The organism is Microbacterium sp. LEMMJ01 (assembly GCF_002114135.1).
Classification (GTDB): Bacteria; Actinomycetota; Actinomycetes; order Actinomycetales; family Microbacteriaceae; genus Microbacterium.
Genome location: NZ_NCTV01000007.1, coordinates 22,336 through 39,236 on the forward strand (window position 1 = coordinate 22,336; position 16,901 = coordinate 39,236).

Annotated in this window: 18 protein-coding genes; 14 read left to right on the forward strand and 4 right to left on the reverse strand. The window is 71.2% G+C overall.

Annotated features, from left to right (window positions below; all coding sequences use genetic code 11):
* Positions 1–18: 18 nt before the first annotated feature.
* Positions 19–1,374 carry a DUF2510 domain-containing protein gene (locus B7W94_RS18295; protein ID WP_085603517.1) on the reverse strand — a complete coding sequence of 452 codons (1,356 nt, stop codon included), beginning with the start codon at positions 1,372–1,374 and terminating at the stop codon, positions 19–21.
* Positions 1,375–1,547: 173 nt separating this feature from the next.
* On the opposite strand from B7W94_RS18295, the gene ftsE reads away from it, so the two are divergent.
* From ftsE to smpB, 3 genes are all read left to right on the forward strand, one after another.
* Entirely contained in the window at positions 1,548–2,654 is a 1,107-nt protein-coding gene (gene ftsE, locus B7W94_RS00280; RefSeq protein ID WP_025105295.1) for a cell division ATP-binding protein FtsE, read from the forward strand.
* Entirely contained in the window at positions 2,651–3,565 is a 915-nt protein-coding gene (gene ftsX, locus B7W94_RS00285; protein WP_025105294.1) for a permease-like cell division protein FtsX, read from the forward strand. The genes ftsE and ftsX overlap by 4 nt, the downstream gene beginning before the upstream one ends.
* A gap of 68 nt (positions 3,566–3,633) precedes the next feature.
* Entirely contained in the window at positions 3,634–4,110 is a 477-nt protein-coding gene (gene smpB, locus B7W94_RS00290; protein WP_050722832.1) for an SsrA-binding protein SmpB, read from the forward strand.
* Positions 4,111–4,120: 10 nt separating this feature from the next.
* Here smpB and B7W94_RS00295 read toward each other — a convergent pair whose 3' ends face one another.
* Complete coding sequence (locus B7W94_RS00295) at positions 4,121–5,983, reverse strand: S9 family peptidase (RefSeq protein WP_085603520.1); 1,863 nt, start codon at positions 5,981–5,983, stop codon at positions 4,121–4,123.
* Between the two features lie 184 nt (positions 5,984–6,167).
* On the opposite strand from B7W94_RS00295, the gene B7W94_RS00300 reads away from it, so the two are divergent.
* Together B7W94_RS00300 and metE are read left to right on the forward strand one after the other, a co-directional pair.
* Entirely contained in the window at positions 6,168–7,115 is a 948-nt protein-coding gene (locus tag B7W94_RS00300; RefSeq protein ID WP_062764648.1) for a methylenetetrahydrofolate reductase, read from the forward strand.
* Between the two features lie 21 nt (positions 7,116–7,136).
* Positions 7,137–9,446 (forward strand): 5-methyltetrahydropteroyltriglutamate--homocysteine S-methyltransferase, encoded by a 2,310-nt coding sequence (gene metE / locus B7W94_RS00305; protein ID WP_085603523.1) that lies wholly within the window; start codon positions 7,137–7,139, stop codon positions 9,444–9,446.
* An 82-nt stretch (positions 9,447–9,528) separates the two neighbouring features.
* Here metE and lexA read toward each other — a convergent pair whose 3' ends face one another.
* Positions 9,529–10,215 (reverse strand): transcriptional repressor LexA, encoded by a 687-nt coding sequence (gene lexA / locus B7W94_RS00310; RefSeq protein WP_025105289.1) that lies wholly within the window; start codon positions 10,213–10,215, stop codon positions 9,529–9,531.
* A gap of 283 nt (positions 10,216–10,498) precedes the next feature.
* On the opposite strand from lexA, the gene B7W94_RS00315 reads away from it, so the two are divergent.
* From B7W94_RS00315 to B7W94_RS00340, 6 genes are all read left to right on the forward strand, one after another.
* Entirely contained in the window at positions 10,499–10,867 is a 369-nt protein-coding gene (locus tag B7W94_RS00315) for a LysM peptidoglycan-binding domain-containing protein (RefSeq protein WP_085603526.1), read from the forward strand.
* 59 nt (positions 10,868–10,926) lie between these two features.
* Positions 10,927–12,021 (forward strand): histidinol-phosphate transaminase, encoded by a 1,095-nt coding sequence (locus B7W94_RS00320; protein ID WP_172400031.1) that lies wholly within the window; start codon positions 10,927–10,929, stop codon positions 12,019–12,021.
* On the forward strand, positions 12,018–12,635 hold the full coding sequence (gene hisB, locus B7W94_RS00325; protein WP_085603529.1) for an imidazoleglycerol-phosphate dehydratase HisB: 618 nt from the start codon (positions 12,018–12,020) through the stop codon (positions 12,633–12,635). The genes B7W94_RS00320 and hisB overlap by 4 nt, the downstream gene beginning before the upstream one ends.
* A complete protein-coding gene (gene hisH, locus B7W94_RS00330) occupies positions 12,632–13,267 on the forward strand; it encodes an imidazole glycerol phosphate synthase subunit HisH (protein ID WP_085603532.1) in 636 nt (211 codons plus the stop codon). The genes hisB and hisH overlap by 4 nt, the downstream gene beginning before the upstream one ends.
* Positions 13,268–13,379: 112 nt before the next feature.
* Positions 13,380–14,126, forward strand: coding sequence for a bifunctional 1-(5-phosphoribosyl)-5-((5-phosphoribosylamino)methylideneamino)imidazole-4-carboxamide isomerase/phosphoribosylanthranilate isomerase PriA (gene priA, locus B7W94_RS00335; protein WP_025105284.1), 747 nt, complete (start codon positions 13,380–13,382; stop codon positions 14,124–14,126).
* Entirely contained in the window at positions 14,110–14,907 is a 798-nt protein-coding gene (locus B7W94_RS00340; protein ID WP_085603535.1) for an SseB family protein, read from the forward strand. The genes priA and B7W94_RS00340 overlap by 17 nt, the downstream gene beginning before the upstream one ends.
* Before the next feature lie 18 nt (positions 14,908–14,925).
* Here B7W94_RS00340 and B7W94_RS00345 read toward each other — a convergent pair whose 3' ends face one another.
* A complete protein-coding gene (locus tag B7W94_RS00345; protein ID WP_025105282.1) occupies positions 14,926–15,324 on the reverse strand; it encodes a DUF1844 domain-containing protein in 399 nt (132 codons plus the stop codon).
* 257 nt (positions 15,325–15,581) lie between these two features.
* Here B7W94_RS00345 and infC point away from each other — a divergent pair, with 257 nt between their 5' ends.
* The 3 genes from infC to rplT all read left to right on the forward strand — a co-directional run bounded on the left by infC (position 15,582) and on the right by rplT (position 16,882).
* Positions 15,582–16,196: a translation initiation factor IF-3 gene (gene infC / locus B7W94_RS00350; RefSeq protein WP_102209100.1), complete on the forward strand. Its 615-nt coding sequence runs from the start codon at positions 15,582–15,584 to the stop codon at positions 16,194–16,196.
* 72 nt (positions 16,197–16,268) lie between these two features.
* Positions 16,269–16,463 (forward strand): 50S ribosomal protein L35, encoded by a 195-nt coding sequence (rpmI, locus tag B7W94_RS00355; RefSeq protein ID WP_025105280.1) that lies wholly within the window; start codon positions 16,269–16,271, stop codon positions 16,461–16,463.
* A gap of 32 nt (positions 16,464–16,495) precedes the next feature.
* Positions 16,496–16,882, forward strand: coding sequence for a 50S ribosomal protein L20 (rplT, locus tag B7W94_RS00360; RefSeq protein WP_025105279.1), 387 nt, complete (start codon positions 16,496–16,498; stop codon positions 16,880–16,882).
* The last annotated feature ends 19 nt before the right edge of the window (positions 16,883–16,901 follow it).

The following is a 16,901-nucleotide window of genomic DNA, read 5'->3' on the forward strand; positions in this document are numbered from 1 at the left end:
TCGTGCGGTGCGGACGGGTCAGCGAGCCGACGCCTCGACGGTCACGCGCGCGACCTCCTGCAGCATCTCGTCCGTGATGACGACCACGTAGGACGGGCTCTCGGCGACGTCGAACGAGACGGTGCCCTCCGCCGTGGAACCGGCGTCCTGCTCGCTGGACTCCAGCGTCGCCTCGCCGAAGATGTCGTAGTCGCCCTCGGCGCCGTCTGCGGTCTCGACGGAGAAGTAGAGCGGGTTGACGTAGGTCGTCCCGTCGAGCGTCTCCCAGGCGACATCGATCACCAGGTAGCCGCCGTTCGCGGGCTCGAAATCCGTGCCGTTGGTCGGGCCGAACGTGGCGGAACGGATGGTGACCTCGGCCGTGCCCTCGAGCTGCGGCACGGTGACCGGCTCTCCCAGCGTGCCCTCGGCGACCTCACCCGTACCCGCGTCGCCGGTGCCGTCGGTCTCCGGCGCCGGGCTCTGAGTCGTGCCCTCGTCGTAGTCGGGAAGCGTGACCGGACGCACGGTGTTCGCGACGGCCAGCACGAAGAAGATGCTCACGACGATCGCGACGATGCCGCCGAGCACCGACACCCCGAGCCCCGTGATCCCCGGCCACTTGGTGCCCTTCAGGAAAAGGGAGATGAGCGAGACGATGAATCCGGCCGCCAGGAGGAACCAGGCGAACGGCAGCGTCACGGGGATGAACGCGAGGAGGAGGCCGAGCGCGGCGAGCCCGAGGCCGACGAGTCCGAGCACCGAGACCTTCTTCGGCGCCGCGGGAGCCGGCGCCTGACCGGGGTACGCGCCCTGACCGGGGTACGCGCCCTGACCGGGGTACGCGCCCTGGCCGGGATACGCCCCCTGCCCCGGATACGTTCCCTGAGCGCCCGGTGCCTGGCCCGGGTATCCGCCGGCGCCCTGCGCACCCGGGTACGCGCCCGGTGCCGGGTAGCCGCCCTGGCCCTGGTACGCGTCCTGACCGGCACCGGCCGGCGGGACGATCGGCGCCGCGCCGGGGAGGTCGTGCGCGCCGCTGGTCGGTGCGGTCCAGTCCTGTGCCGGCTCAGGCGCGACGATGAACTCGGTCGCGGGCTCGTCCGGAGCGATCTCGCGCTCAGCGGCGACGGGCTCCGGAGCGACGGTCTCCGCCGACGCCGTCGGCTCCTGTCCGAGGGGAGCGCCATCGTCGGTCGCCGCGGCGGGGCTCCCCGCCGGGGTGCCCTCCGCGCCCGCGTCTTCGGTCGCCGTCGCGGTGGTGTCCTCGGTCGCCGTCGCGGTGGTGTCGCCTGTCGCCGTCGTCTCCGGCGCGAAGTGCTCGGTCCACTGCTGGCCGTCCCACCAGCGCAGGCGCCCGGAGCCGTCGTCGTACCAACCAGCAGGTGTCGTCATGGGGATCCCCTCCGTGTGTGCGCTCGCGTGGGGCACGCGAATCGACACTCCATGTATAGCAGCGGGCGACGACGCCGGTGGGGCCGGGGGGCGGAGGAATCGCAGGGCGGCGTGCTGCGCGGCGGGGTGTCGTGCCGAGCCGGAGGCGGTGGCGCGCTTAGGCTCGATTCGCCATGATTCGGTTCGAGAACGTCACGAAACGCTACCGCGGGACGTCGAAGCCCGCCCTGTCCGGTGTCGACTTCGAGGTGCAGCGCGGGGAGTTCGTCTTCCTCGTCGGTGCCTCCGGGTCCGGCAAGTCCTCCTGTCTGCGCCTCATCCTCCGCGAGGACGTGCCGACGAGCGGTCGGGTGGCCGTCCTCGGCCGCGACCTGCGGGCGCTCGCGAACCGGAAGGTGCCGTACTTCCGTCGGCACATCGGCTCGGTGTTCCAGGACTTCCGGCTGCTGCCGTCCAAGACGGTCTATCAGAACGTCGCCTTCACGCTGCAGGTCACCGGCTCGTCCCGCGGCTTCATCCAGCAGGCCGTTCCCGAGGCGCTCGCTCTCGTCGGACTCGACGGCAAGGAGAAGCGCATGCCGCACGAGCTCTCCGGCGGGGAGCAGCAGCGCGTCGCGATCGCCAGGGCGCTCGTCAACCGTCCGCAGGTGCTGCTGGCCGACGAGCCCACCGGAAACCTCGACCCCGCGACCTCCGTCGACATCATGCAGCTGCTCGCCCGGATCAACGCGGGCGGCACGACGGTGCTCATGGCCACGCACGAGGCCGGCTTCGTCGACCAGATGCGCCGCCGCGTGATCGAGCTCCGCGACGGCGAGATGGTCCGCGACGAGGTGCACGGCGGATACGGCGACACCTCGAACATCCCGCGCCTGGTGCCGGAGGAGGTCCGCGGTGCCGCGGCCGCCGCCGCCCTCACCGCCGTGCAGGAGGTGCAGCGCCAGACCGCCGACCTCTCCGTGGTGCGCGCCGCACTGGCCGAGGAGCTGGACGCCCAGCGCCGGGCCGCGGCCGCGTCTCCCGCGGTCACCAAGCCCGCCGCCGACCCGGCCCCGCAGGTGGTCGAGCCGCCGGAGCCCGCACGGGAGCCCGGCGTGGTCGAACCGCCGGACGTGGTGCATCCCCCGGCCGCGCCGCCGTCCGCCGCCGCGCGCCCCGCCCCCGGGGCGCCGGGGACGCGTCCGATCGTGATCCCGGAGGTGGACGTCGCCGAGCTCGGCGTGGCGGACCGCCTCGGCCTGTCGGACCAGGACGACGAGGAAGTGGGCCCGACCTCATGAGAATCGGCCTGATCCTGACCGAGGCCCTCGTCGGCCTGCGGCGCAACATCTCGATGGTGATCTCCGTCGTGCTCGTCACATTCGTGTCGCTGACGTTCGTCGGCGCCGCGATCCTCATGCAGTCCCAGATCGGCGTCATGCGCGGGTACTGGTCCGAGCGCGCCCAGGTGGCCGTCTACATGTGCTCCGCGGTGTCGGAGTCGGACACCTGCGTGGACGGCGCGGCGAGCGAGGAGCAGGTGGCCGCCGTGCGCGCCCAGCTCGAGGGCGACGCGTTGTCGCCGCTCATCAGCTCCATGACCTTCGACACGAAGGAGGAGACGTACGCCAAGCTCGTCGAGCAGGTGGGGGAGGAGCAGGCCAGCGTGCTCTCGCCCGACCAGGCGTTCGAGGTCTTCTTCGTGACCATGAAGGACCCGGGCCAGTCGCAGGTGCTCGCCGAGGCGTTCAGCGACCAGGCCGGAGTGGAGCAGGTCCAGGACCAGCTCCAATACCTCGAACCGCTGTTCTCCGCGCTCACGGTGGCCACCTACATCGCCGTCGGCATCGCCGTGCTCATGCTCATCGCCGCGACGCTGCTGATCGGCACGACGATCCGGTTGTCGGCCTACGCGCGGCGCAAGGAGATCGGCATCATGCGCCTCGTGGGCGCGTCGAACCGCTTCATCCAGACCCCGTTCGTGCTGGAGGGCGTGTTCGCCGCGCTGCTGGGCTCCGCCCTCGCCAGTGCCGCCGTCGTCGCGGGAATGCACTTCGGCGTGAACGGCTACCTGCGCGGCCGCGTGCCCTTCATCACCACCTGGGTGACCATGCAGGATGCGGCGCTCGTCGTCCCGGTCCTCGTCGGGATCGGCGTGGTCCTCGCGGCCCTGTCGGCGGGCTTCGCGATCCGACGGTGGCTGCGCACCTGATACCCTGAAAGGCTGCTCGGCCGATCCGCTGCCGAGCCGTCCACGGCACCACAGCACAGGAGATCATCATGCCCAGGGAACGCGGGGAGAAGGTCATCGCGACCAATCGTCGCGCGCGTCACGACTACAACATCGAGAAGTCGTACGAGGCGGGGATGGTGCTCACCGGCACCGAGGTGAAGTCGCTCCGTCAGGGGCGCGCGAACCTCAGCGACGGGTACGCGTTCGTGAAGGGCAACGAGGTCTTCCTCGACGCCGTGCACATCCCGGAGTACTCGCAGGGGCACTGGACGAACCACTCGGCCAAGCGCATCCGCAAGCTCCTCCTGCACCGGGAGGAGATCGCGAAGCTCGCCCACGCCGTCTCCGCGGGCGGATACACGCTCATCCCGCTCAAGCTGTATTTCTCGGACGGTCGCGCCAAGGTCGAGATCGCGCTCGCGAAGGGCAAGCGCGAGTACGACAAGCGTCAGACCCTCCGCGAACGCCAGGACACCCGTGAGGCCGAGCGGGCGATGCGGCTACGCAACCGGGTGGGCGAGTAGCCGCCCGCGCTCAGAGGCTCGGCGTGAAGCCGAACACCCGGCCGAGGAACGCGAGCTCGCGTTCCAGCGCGTCGACGATGGTCTCCGCGCTGCGGAACCCGTGACCCTCGCCCGGGTACAGCACGTACTCGTGGTCGATGCCGTTCGCCGCCAGCGCGTCGCGGATGGCCTCCGACTGGGACGGCGGCACGACACGGTCCTCCCCGCCCTGCAGCAGCAGCACCGGCACGTCGATGCGGTCGGCGTGGGTCAGAGGCGAGCGCTCGATGTACACGTCCTCGGCGGCGGGGAGCGGACCGACGAGGCCGTCGAGGTACGACGCCTCGAAGTCGTGGGTCTCGGCGGCGAGCATCCGCAGATCCGCGACGCCGTAGCGGCTGATGCCCGCGGCGAACGTGCCACCCCGCACGAGCGCCGAGAGCACCGTCCAGCCGCCCGCCGAGCCGCCGCGGATGGCGATGCGCGCGGGATCGGCGAGCCCGGCGTCGGCGAGCCCGCGGGCGGCCGCGATCACGTCGTCCACGTCCACGACGCCCCACTGTCCCTGCAGGCGGTCGCGGTACGCCCGACCGTAACCGGTGGACCCGCCGTAGTTCACGTCGAGGACCCCGATTCCCCGGCTCGTGAAGAAGGCGATCGAGGCGGAGGCCGCTCCCGTGACATGGGCGGTGGGCCCGCCGTGCACGAGCACGATGTAGGGCGGGAGCTCGCCGTCGGCGCCGCGGGGCTCTCCGGGCGCGGCGGGCGGATAGGCGAAGGCGTGCACGGGGCCGTGCGCCCCCTCGACGACGAGCTGCTGGGCCGCCGGCATCCAGTCCTCGTCGACCGCAGCGCCGCCGGTGACGGTCTCGACGACCCCGCTGTCGACGTCGAGGCACCAGATGCCGGAGGTCACGCGCGAGCCGTCTCCGCTGAGCAGCACGCGGGAGCCGGAGACGTCGTCCACACTGAGATGCCCGTCGGCCGGGACCGCGATCGCGCGCGTCTCGCCGCCCGGGGACACGAGCTGCACCTCGTCGCGGCCGTCGGTGCGGACGGCCACGAGGCGGCCGTCCGCCAGCGGCTGGAACCAGCGGTTGCCGAGCACCCACAGGCCGTAGCCGGTGTCCGCGTCGGATGAGGTGAGCGGGCGGGAGGCACCGGGCTGGACGCCGTCGAGCGCGAGGTGCTGGAGCTGCCAGCGTCCCGAGCCGTCGTCGGCGAACACGAGCGTGTCGTCGCCGATCCATTCCGGCTGCAGGGCGGCGGAGGTGGGGACCCGGGTGATCGTCCCGCCGGCCGCCGATCCGATCGCGAGCGTGGCGCTCTCCCAGGGCATGGTGTCCGCCTGCCATTCGACCCAGGCGACGCGGCTGCCGTCGGGCGAGAGCGCGGGATGGGCGAAGAAGCCGGGACCCTCGACGGTCACCCGGATCGCGGAGGCGTCCTCGGCGGCTGAGCCGTCAACGGGGATCTCCACGATCGCGCGGCGGTGCGGGTCGGTCGAGAGGTCTTCCCGCACGGCCAGCAGCCGGCCGCTCTGCATGCGCAGCCCGCCGTACGCAGGGCCGGCGGCGGTGAGGGGGCGCGGCTCGGCACCCCGATCCATCCGGTGCACGCGCTGGTCTGCGCCGGAGACGAAGTACAGGGTGTCGTCGTCGACCGTCCAGGCACCGCCCCCGTACTCGTGTACGCGAGAGCGGGCGTTCCAGGGGGGCGGGAGGATCTCCGCTCCTGTCGAGCTGCGCACCGTGACGCGTCCGCCCTCGGCGGGCACGGACTCGGCCCACCACACCTCGTCGCCCACGAAGCGGGCCCCGTCGATGCGCGGTGCCGCTCCTGCGACGGCTGCGGCGGTGAAGGGGGAGGACCAGGAGCCGAACGGTGAGGACATGCCTCGAGCCTACGGGCGGTGACACACGACGTCACACTCGTGCGGCGGGCCGAGGGCGTGTTCTAGGTTTCTGGAAACGCCCGGTTCATCCCGGGCGTGGAGCGACAGCCGAGCCCGGCACCCGCCCGCGAACGACGTGCTCTTCGTCGTGCGCGGACCCCGGCCCCTGTCCCCTGGAGAGAAGATGTCTTCCACGTTCGACGCCTCCCGCGCCTCCCGCGTGCCGTTCTCCTTCGAGCTCTACCCGCCGCGCTCGGAGTCGAGCCAGGAGGCCCTGCACGAGACCGTCCGTCGTCTCGCCGCGGCCGGCCCGGAGTTCCTGTCGGTGACCTACGGCGCCGGCGGCTCGACCGGTGGCCGCTCGCTCGATGTGCTGCGATTCATCCGGGAGCACACCGACGTCGAACCCCTCGCTCACCTCACCTGCGTCGGCAACACCTACGCCGGAGCCACCGCGCTCATCCGGGAGTTCCTCGACGCCGGGATCCTCCGCTTCCTCGCCCTGCGCGGAGACCCACCCGCGGGGCAGAGCGAGCCGTTCCTGGGCGACCTGGAGAGCGCCGCCCAGCTCGTGCAGCTCATCGATCGCGTCCAGGCCGAGCGCGCGCCGTACCAGGAGTCTCCGGTCCCCGGTCTCCCCGGGGCCGCACTCGTCGCCCCGCGGCAGAAGGTCGACATCGCGGTCGCCGCGTTCCCGAAGGGGCACCCCCGGGCCACGCACCGCACGCAGGATGTCGAGGCGCTGCTCGCCAAGCAGGCTGCGGGGGCGACCTTCGCCATCACGCAGCTCTTCTTCCACCCCGATGACTACCTCGCCTTCGTGGAGCGCGCCCGCGCCGGAGGCGTCACCATCCCGATCCTCCCCGGCATCATGCCGATCACGTCGCCGGCCCGGCTCGCCCGGGTGCTGGAGCTGACCGGGGAGGACCTGCCCAGCGAGCTCGCGATCGCCCTCGATGTCGAGCCGACCGCCGAAGGGCGCCGGGAGATCGGGATCTCCTGGGCCGCGCGCCTCGCCGCCGACGTCGTCGCCGGCGGGGCCCCCGGCGTGCATCTGTACGCCTTCAACCAGCACGAGACCGTCTTGACCGTCCTCGCCGAAGCCGGCATCGTCCCGGCGCTCCGGCACTAGTCCCCGCCGAAAGGAAACACCATGACCGCATTCCCCGAGGGCACCATCCTCGGCTACCCCCGCATCGGCCGTCGCCGCGAGCTCAAGAAGGCCGTCGAGGCGTTCTGGGCCGGCCGCATCAACGAGCAGGAGCTGGAGCGGACGGCCGCGGACCTGCGCGCGGCGACCCGCGAGCGCCTGGCGGGGCTCGGCCTCGGCCGCACGGACTCGTCCATCCCGGACTCCTTCTCCTTCTACGACCAGGTCCTCGACGCCGCCGTCACGGTCGGCGCGATCCCTGCCCGCTTCGACGACCTCCGCGAGGCCGACGGGTCGATCGGCCTCTCCGCCCTGTTCACCGTTGCCCGCGGTGAGGGCGAGCGGGCGCCGCTGGAGATGACGAAGTGGTTCGACTCGAACTACCACTACCTCGTGCCGGAGATCGGTCCGGAGACGGTGTTCACCCTCGCCAGCGACCGCCTGGTGCGCGAGGTCGCCGAGGCCGTCGCCGCCGGCTTCGTCACGCGTCCCGTGGTCGTCGGACCGGTCACGCTGCTGGCGCTCGCGAAGGCGTCGGACGACGCGCCGGAGGGCTTCGAGCCGCTCTCGCGGCTGGAGGACGTCCTGCCGGTCTACGTCGATCTGCTCGCCCGTCTGCGCGCCGCGGGCGCCGAGTGGGTGCAGCTCGACGAGCCAGCCCTCGTGAGCGAGTCCCTGCCGGCCACGACCGCACAGCTCGCCTCCGCCGCGGAGCGCGCGCTCGCGGTGCTCGGGAACGCCGAAGAGCGTCCCTCGATCCTCGTCGCGGCCCCGTACGCGAGCCTCGGCGCGACGTTCGCGACCGTGGCCGCCGCCCCCGTCGAGGCCATCGCCGTGGATCTCGTGCGCGGCACCGTGCCCGACGCGGTGCCGGGCCTCGAGGGCAAGACCCTCGTCGGCGGTGTGATCGACGGTCACAACATCTGGCGCGGCGACCTCTCCGCGGCGTTCGACTCTCTGGAGGCGCTCCGCGCGCTCGGGGCCCCGGTAGCGGCATCGACCTCGACCTCGCTGCTGCACGTGCCGCACGACGTGGAGGACGAGACGGCGCTGGACGCGCGCCTGGTGTCCTGGCTCGCCTTCGCGGATCAGAAGGTGCAGCAGATCGTGACCCTCGCCCGCGGCCTGTCCGAAGGGCGCACGGCGATCGGGGCCGAGCTGGACGCCGCGACTGCTGCGCTGCAGGACCGCCTGACCGCTCCCGGTGTGCGCGACGGTGCGGTGCGTTCCCGTGCGCTGAGCGACGCCGACTTCGCCCGTGCCCCGTACCAGGAGCGGGAGGAGGCGCAGAACGCCCTCGGCCTGCCGGCGCTGCCCCTGACGACGATCGGCTCCTTCCCGCAGACCGGCGACATCCGCCGCGCCCGCGCCCAGTTCCTCCGCGGCGAGATCCCCGAGGACGACTACGAGGAGTTCCTGCGCCGTGAGGTCGCCGCGGTCGTCTCCCTGCAGGAGGACCTCGGTCTCGACGTCCTCGTGCACGGTGAGCCGGAGCGCAACGACATGGTGCAGTACTTCGCGGAGAACCTCGACGGCTTCGCGGTCACGCAGCACGGATGGGTGCAGTCGTACGGCTCGCGAGCCACGCGCCCATCGATCCTCTGGGGAGACGTCTCGCGTCCCGCGCCCATCACGGTCGGCTGGTCGGCGTACGCGCAGTCGCTCACGGCGAAGCACATGAAGGGGATGCTCACGGGCCCCGTCACGATCCTCGCGTGGTCCTTCGTCCGCGACGACCAGCCGCTGGGGGAGACGGCGAACCAGGTGGCGCTCGCGCTCCGCGATGAGATCGCCGACCTGGAGGCCGCGGGCATCCAGGTGATCCAGGTCGACGAGCCGGCGCTCCGGGAGCTGCTCCCGCTGAAGCAGGCCGACCAGCCGGCGTACCTCGACTGGTCCGTCGCCTCGTTCCGTCTGGCCACGGGCGGCGCTGCGGCGGCGACCCAGGTGCACACCCACCTCTGTTACTCGGAGTTCGGCGTCGTGATCGACGCGATCCGTGCGCTCGACGCGGACGTCACGTCCATCGAGGCGGCCCGGAGCCGCATGGAGGTCGTCGCGGACATCGCCGAGGTGGGCTTCGACCACGGCATCGGCCCCGGCGTGTACGACATCCACTCGCCGCGCGTGCCCACCGTGGAGGAGGTCGAGTCCCTGCTGCGGCGTGCGGTGGAGGAGATCCCCCTCCGTCAGCTCTGGGTGAACCCGGACTGCGGTCTGAAGACCCGCGGATACGCCGAGACCACGGCGTCGCTGCGGAACATCGTCGAGGCCACGCGGCGCGTGCGCGAAGACGTGGTGGTCACCGCCTGACGCGGTCGTCCCCGGACACACGAAGGCCCTCCCGGTGCGCCCGGGAGGGCCTTCGTTCTCGTCTCACCGACGATGCGGTGACTCAGACGGCGCGCATGACCGCGACGACCTTGCCGAGCACGACCGCCTCGTCGCCCAGGATCGGCTCGAACGCGGAGTTGCGGGGGAGCAGCCACGTGTGGCCGTCGCGACGCCGGAGCACCTTGACGGTGGCCTCGCCGTCGAGCATGGCGGCCACGATCTCGCCGTTCTCCGCCGTGTTCTGCGAGCGCACGACGACCCAGTCGCCGTCGCAGATGGCGGCGTCGATCATCGACTCCCCGGAGACCTTGAGCATGAACAGGTCGCCCTTGCCGACGAGCTGCCGGGGGAGCGGGAAGATCTCCTCGACCTGCTGGTCCGCCGTGATCGGCACGCCCGCGGCGATACGCCCCACCAGCGGGACCAGGGCGGCATCGCCCACGGGGGTCGCCACGTCCGCCGGGTTCTCCGCGCCCGTGCCGGGAAGGTCGATGAGGACCTCCATGGCACGCGTCTTGCCCGGGTCGCGACGCAGGTAGCCGCTGAGCTCGAGCTGACCGAGCTGGTGGGTGACGCTGGACAGCGACTTGAGCCCGACGGCGTCGCCGATCTCGCGCATGCTCGGCGGATAGCCGTTCTGCGCGATCGAGGCCTGGATGACCTCGAGGATCGCCATCTGCTTCGGGCTGAGGCTCTTGCGACGGCGGGTGCGCGGCGCCTCGGACTCGAGGGCTGAGGTGTCGCTCATGGTGCTCCTTCACTGCGTGATCCGACGTGCCGCTTCGAATGTCGGTGGCCCGTGGTGGGGTGTCCTTATCGAAACCGTATCCGAGAAAAGCGCCGATCTGGAAGATCTGTTCGAGCGTGTCGGCTGATTCGCGGGGCGTGGTTTCGAAGACAGCTTGACAGATATTCGAACTCGAAGATATCTTCGGAACGTAGCTTCGCATCCACGGCTCCCGGCCGAGGCGCGGATGCGAAAGCTACGCCAACCTCCCCGGGCTCCGGCACCGGGACAGTAAGGAGCAGACATGAGCAGCATCAGCCTCAGCACCGCGACCGCCCTCCCGGCATCGGCCCGTCCGGCCACCCGGCTGCGGATCACGGCACGCGGCCGTCGCACTCTGCTCGCGCTCGCGTCCGTCCCGCTCGTGGCGGGCATCGCCTTCGCCGCCCTCAGCGGAGGCAGCGCGACCGCCTCCGGCGCGGATGCGCCGGCCGTCTCCGTCGAGACCGTCACGGTCATGCCCGGCGACACCCTATGGTCGATCGCGAGCAGCATCGCTCCCGAGGCCGACCCGCGGGATGTCATCGGTGAGATCACCCGCATGAACCTGCTGCGCGGCGGGGAGCTCCAGGTCGGCCAGGAGCTCGCACTGCCGGCGCGGTACACCGACTGACGCCGAGTCCTCCCGGCCGAATCGTCACGATGACCTCGGCTCTCCCTGCTCCTCTTAAGATGGGAAGGGTGACCTTCTCCCTCAACGATCTCCCGCTCCGCGACGATCTGCGCGGACTCACCCCGTACGGAGCGCCGCAGGCCCCGCTGCCGGTGGCGCTGAACGTCAACGAGAACACGCATCCGGTTCCCGACGAGGTCGCGAGCGACATCCTCGATGACATCGCCGTGGCGATCCGAGACGTGAACCGGTACCCGGACCGCGAGTTCACGACGCTGCGGGAGGCGTTCGCCGACTACCTGGGTCACGGCCTCACGCCGGAGCAGATCTGGGCGGGCAACGGGTCCAACGAGGTGCTGCAGCACATCTTCCAGGCGTTCGGCGGGCCGGGACGCACGGCCTTCGGATTCGCGCCCACGTACTCCATGTACCCGCTCATCGCGAAGGGGACGGGCGCGTCCTGGATCGCGGGCACCCGTCAGCCCGACTACACGGTCACCCCGGAGGAGGCGGCGCAGCAGGTGCGCGCGGCCGACCCCGACATCGTGATCCTCTGCTCGCCGAACAACCCGACCGGCACCCCGCTGGGGCTCGACGTCGTGGAGGCCGTCTACGAGGCGGCCCGCGGCGTCGTGATCGTCGACGAGGCCTACCAGGAGTTCGCGCCACGGGATGCGGCGTCGGCCCTCACCCTCCTGGAAGGACGGCCGCGCCTCGCCGTCTCCCGAACGATGAGCAAGGCCTTCGCCTTCGCCGGCGCCCGCGTCGGCTACCTCGCGGCCGACCCGGCGTTCATCGACGCGCTCCGGCTCGTGCGACTGCCGTACCACCTCAGCGCTCTGACGCAGGCCGCCGCGGTCGCCGCCCTCCGCAACGCCGACGTCATGCTCGGCATGGTGCAGGAGATCGTGGAGCAGCGGGACCGCATCACGGCGACGCTCGAAGCCCTCGGGTACACCCCGCACCTCTCGTGGTCCAACTTCGTGCTGTTCGGCGGCGTCGCGGATCCGCAGGCGACGTGGCAGCAGCTGTACGACCGCGGTGTGCTCGTCCGCGACGTCGGCATCCCCGGCCACCTGCGGGTGAGCGCCGGCACGGAGGCGGAGACGACGGCGTTCCTGGACGCCCTGGCCTCGATAGGATCGGCATCATGACCATCCCCGCGCCCACCGCACGCACCGCGAGCCGCGTGCGCAGCACGTCGGAGTCCACCGTCGAGGTCGAGCTGAACCTCGACGGCACCGGTGCGAGCCGTATCGACACCTCGGTGCCGTTCTTCGACCACATGCTCACGGCGTTCGCCAAGCACTCGCTGACGGATCTCACCGTGCGGGCCTCCGGGGACACCCACATCGACGCGCACCACACCGTGGAGGACGTCTCGATCGTGCTCGGCCAGGCGATCCTGGCCGCCCTCGGAGACAAGTCCGGCATCTCCCGGTACGGCGACGCCCTCGTCCCCCTGGACGAGGCGCTCGCGCAGGCGGTCGTCGACATCTCCGGCCGCCCCTACTTCGTGCACGAGGGGGAGCCCGCGGGCTTCGAGCACCACCTGATCGGCGGGCACTTCACGGGATCCCTCGTGCGGCACGTCTTCGAGGCCATCACCTTCAACGCCGCGCTGACCGTGCACGTGCGGGTGCTGAGCGGGCGCGACCCGCACCACATCGCCGAGGCCGAGTTCAAGGCGTTCGCGCGAGCGTTCCGCCAGGCGAAGGCCCTGGATCCTCTCGTCGACGGCATCCCGTCGACCAAGGGGGCGCTGTGAGCGCCGCGCCGCGGGTCGCCGTCTTCGACTACGAGTCCGGGAACGTCCACTCCGCTGTGAAGGCGCTCGTCGCCGCGGGAGCCGATGCCGTGCTGACCCGCGACCGCACCGAGGCGCTGGAGGCCGACGGGTTCGTCGTGCCCGGTGTCGGCGCCTTCCAGGCTGTGCGGGACGCCCTGCACGCCCACGGCGGCGACGAGATCATCGGCCGTCGTCTCGCGGGGGGCCGACCGGTACTCGGCATCTGCGTCGGCATGCAGGTGCTGTTCGAGCACGGCGTCGAGCGGGGGCACGACACCGCGGGCCTCGGCGAGTGGCCGGGTGCTGTGACGGAGCTCGACGCCCCGGTCCTGCCGCACATGGGCTGGAACACGGTGGAGCCGGGGGAGGACACCGTCCTGTTCCGCGGCATCGAGCAGGAGCGCTTCTACTTCGTGCACTCCTATGCCGCGCAGTCCTGGGAGCTGGACGTGATCCCGCCGTTCCCGCAGCCCGTGCTCACGTGGGCGACCTACGGCGGCCCCTTCCTCGCGGCCGTCGAGAACGGCCCGCTCTCGGCGACGCAGTTCCACCCGGAGAAGTCCGGGGACGCCGGCATCCAGCTGCTCCGGAACTGGGTGCAGAGCCTCTGACCCCCAGCCGCGTCGGCGCCCGGCGTCACGCGGTTTGTCCCGCGCCCCCCGGCGGACTACCCTCGTCTCTCGTGCCCGCTCGGGCCGCAGACCCACCCGAACCAAGGACCCCATGAACGACTTCGCGCAGTCCCCCTCGCTCACGCTCCTTCCCGCGGTCGATGTCGCCGGCGGCAAGGCGGTCCGTCTCACGCAGGGGGAGGCCGGGACCGAGACGAGCTACGGCGACCCGCTCGACGCGGCAGGGGAGTGGGTGTCGCAGGGGGCCTCCTGGATCCACCTCGTCGACCTCGACGCGGCGTTCGGACGCGGCAGCAACGCGCCGATCCTGCGCAAGGTCATCAAGCAGTTCAAGAACGTCAACGTCGAGCTCTCCGGCGGCATCCGGGACGATGCGAGCCTGGAGGCCGCTCTGGAGAGCGGCGCCGCCCGCATCAACCTCGGCACCGCCGCTCTGGAGAACCCCGAGTGGGCGGCCGACGTGATCAGCCGCTTCGGCGAGGCGATCGCCGTCGGCCTCGACGTCCGCGGCACGACCCTCGCGGCGCGCGGCTGGACGAAGGAGGGCGGCGACCTGTGGGAGGTGCTCGAGCGCCTCGAGGACGCCGGCTGCAGCCGTTACGTCGTCACCGACGTGACCAAGGACGGCACGCTGCGCGGCCCGAACCTGGAACTCCTGCGCGAGGTGACCTCGCGCACGCCGAAGCCGGTCGTCGCGTCCGGCGGCATCTCGAACCTCGACGACATCGCCGCGCTGCGCGACCTCGTGCCCCTGGGCGTCGAGGGCGCCATCGTCGGGAAGGCTCTGTACGCGGGCGCCTTCACGCTCGCGGAGGCCCTGGATGTCGCCGGAGACTGATCCGCACGCCTGCGATCCGGAGTCGCACAACCGGGCCGATTCCGCCGGCGTCCCCTGGGAGGGGCGCAGCTTCGAGTCGAATCCGCACGCGGCCGACGACGGCTCGGCGGACCCCGCTCTGCTCGCCGCGCTGCACCGCTTCCGTGCGGGCGAGGGGAGTCAGGCCGAGGTCGTCGACGCGTTCCGCTCCGCCCGGGTGCTCGTGCCCCTGATAGCGGAGAAGGGCGAGGAGGGCGTGGCGCCCAGCGGTCTCGCGGTGGACAAGACGCAGGAGCTCTCGATCGTCACCGTGGCCGCACCGGACGGGCGCCGCGTCCAGCCGGTGTTCTCCTCGGTCGAGACGATGCAGCGCTGGGACCCGTCGGCGCGTCCCATCCCGGTCGAGGCCGTCCGTGCGGCCCTGGCCGCGTCGTCGGAGGACACCGATCTCATCGTGCTGGACCCCACGTCCGACACCGAGTTCGTGATCCGCCGCCCCGCCGTCTGGGCCGTGGCGCAGGGACACGCGTGGGAGCCGAGCTACCTCTCTCCCGAGGTCGTCACCGCCCTCCGGGAGAGCATCGCCCACGAGCTCGCCGTGATCGACGTCTCCGTCGCGCCGGGTGACCCGGACGCGCGCCTCCGCGGACCGGAGCTCATCGTGGTCCTGGAGCTCGTCGACGGGTTGGAGCGAGAGGTCCTGGATGCCGTTCTCGCACGGCTCGCTCAGCGCTGGGCGGCGGACGACCGGATCGCCGTCCTCGCCGACTCGCTGACGGTCAAGCTCCGCCGCAGCATCTGAGGCGGAGCGTCGGCCGGGTCAGGTGACCGGGCCGGTCCACTTCTCGCCCGGCCCCTTGCCGATCGGGTCGGGGATCGTCGAGGCCTCGCGGAAGGCGAGCTGCAGCGACCGGAGGCCGTCTCGCAGCGACCGGGCGTGCATGTCGCTGATCTCCGGGGCGCCGGCGGTGATGAGCCCCGCGAGGGCATTGATGAGCTTGCGCGCCTCGTCCAGGTCGAGCTGGGCCGCGGCGTCCGGGTCGTCCGCGAGGCCGAGCTTCACGGCCGCCGCGCTCATGAGGTGCACGGCGGCGGTGGTGATCACCTCGACGGCCGGGACGTCGGCGATGTCACGGACGGCCGAGGAGGCTGCCTCCTCCTGCCGAGCCCATCGCTCCTCGCGCTCGCGGGCCGCCTCGTCCGATGCCTGGTTCGTCACTTCGCCTTGCTTTCTGTTAGACTTTGGCGGGCTCCGGAGCGTCGTGCTCCGGAACGAAAGAGGATTCACTTCCCACCCGCGCTTGCCGTTCCAGGCTACCGGGTCTTGCACTCCGCCGGCTCCGCTCGTCACGAGAGGACCGGTAGACAGGGTGCGGAGCCGGCGTCTGAGAGCCGGTGGGTGGGGGACGACTCCGATTTCGCCCGGGATGCAGACAGCATCGCGGTGGCCGAATCACATCGTCTAAGGAGCTCCGCATCAGCGATCCCCGTACCAATGAGCGCATCCGCGTCCCCGAGGTCCGCCTCGTCGGCCCCGCGGGTGAGCAGATCGGCGTTGTCCGCATCGAGGCAGCGCTGCGTCTCGCCCAGGAAGCCGATCTCGACCTCGTCGAGGTCGCCCCGAACTCGAAGCCGCCCGTCGTCAAGATCATGGACTACGGCAAGTTCAAGTACGAGGCCGCGCAGAAGGAAAAGGAAGCGCGTCGCAACCAGGCGAACACGATCCTCAAGGAAGTCCGCTTCCGTCTGAAGATCGAGGCGCACGACTACACGACGAAGCTCAAGCGCGCCGAGGGCTTCCTCAAGGCCGGCGACAAGGTCAAGGCCATGATCCTCTTCCGCGGTCGCGAGCAGTCGCGCCCGGAGCAGGGTGTCCGTCTGCTGCGCAAGTTCGCCGAGGACGTCGCCGAGTTCGGCACGGTCGAGTCGAACCCGACCATCGACGGCCGCAACATGGTGATGGTCGTCGCGCCGCACAAGAGCAAGTCCGAGGCGAAGCAGGAGCAGAACGCCGTGCGCGCCGCGAACAAGCAGGCCGCGCGCGACGCGAAGAACGACGCGGACGCCTCCGCGGACGCCAAGGCGGAGTAGGTCCGCCCCCAGAACTCCCGCACCGCGGGTTGACACCGTCGCCTGAGAAGGCGCCATACGAAGGAAGAGAAGATGCCGAAGCAGAAGACCCACTCGGGTGCTAAGAAGCGCTTCAAGATCACCGGCAGCGGCAAGCTGAAGAAGCAGCAGGCCGGGATGCGCCACAACCTCGAGCACAAGTCGAGCCGTCGCACCCGTCGTCTGAACCAGGACCAGGTGCTCGCGAAGGCGGACTTCAAGGTCGCGAAGAAGCTTCTCGGTCGCTGACGCGCCCGATCGCAGGATAGGAACACAGGAAAATGGCAAGAGTCAAGCGGGCGGTCAACGCCCACAAGAAGCGTCGGGTCATCCTCGAGCGCGCCTCCGGCTACCGCGGTCAGCGTTCGCGCCTCTACCGGAAGGCCAAGGAGCAGGTCATCCACTCCCTGGTCTACTCGTACCGGGACCGCCGCAAGCGCAAGGGCGACTTCCGTCGTCTGTGGATCCAGCGCATCAACGCTGCGGCCCGCCAGAACGGCATGACGTACAACCGCTTCATCCAGGGGCTGGGCCTCGCGGGTGTCACGGTCGACCGTCGCATGCTCGCCGACCTCGCGGTGAACGACGCCGCGACGTTCGCGACGCTGGTCGAGACGGCGAAGAAGGCTCTGCCTTCCGACGTCAACGCGCCCAAGTCGGCGGCGTAAGCATCTCGCTTCCGAACGG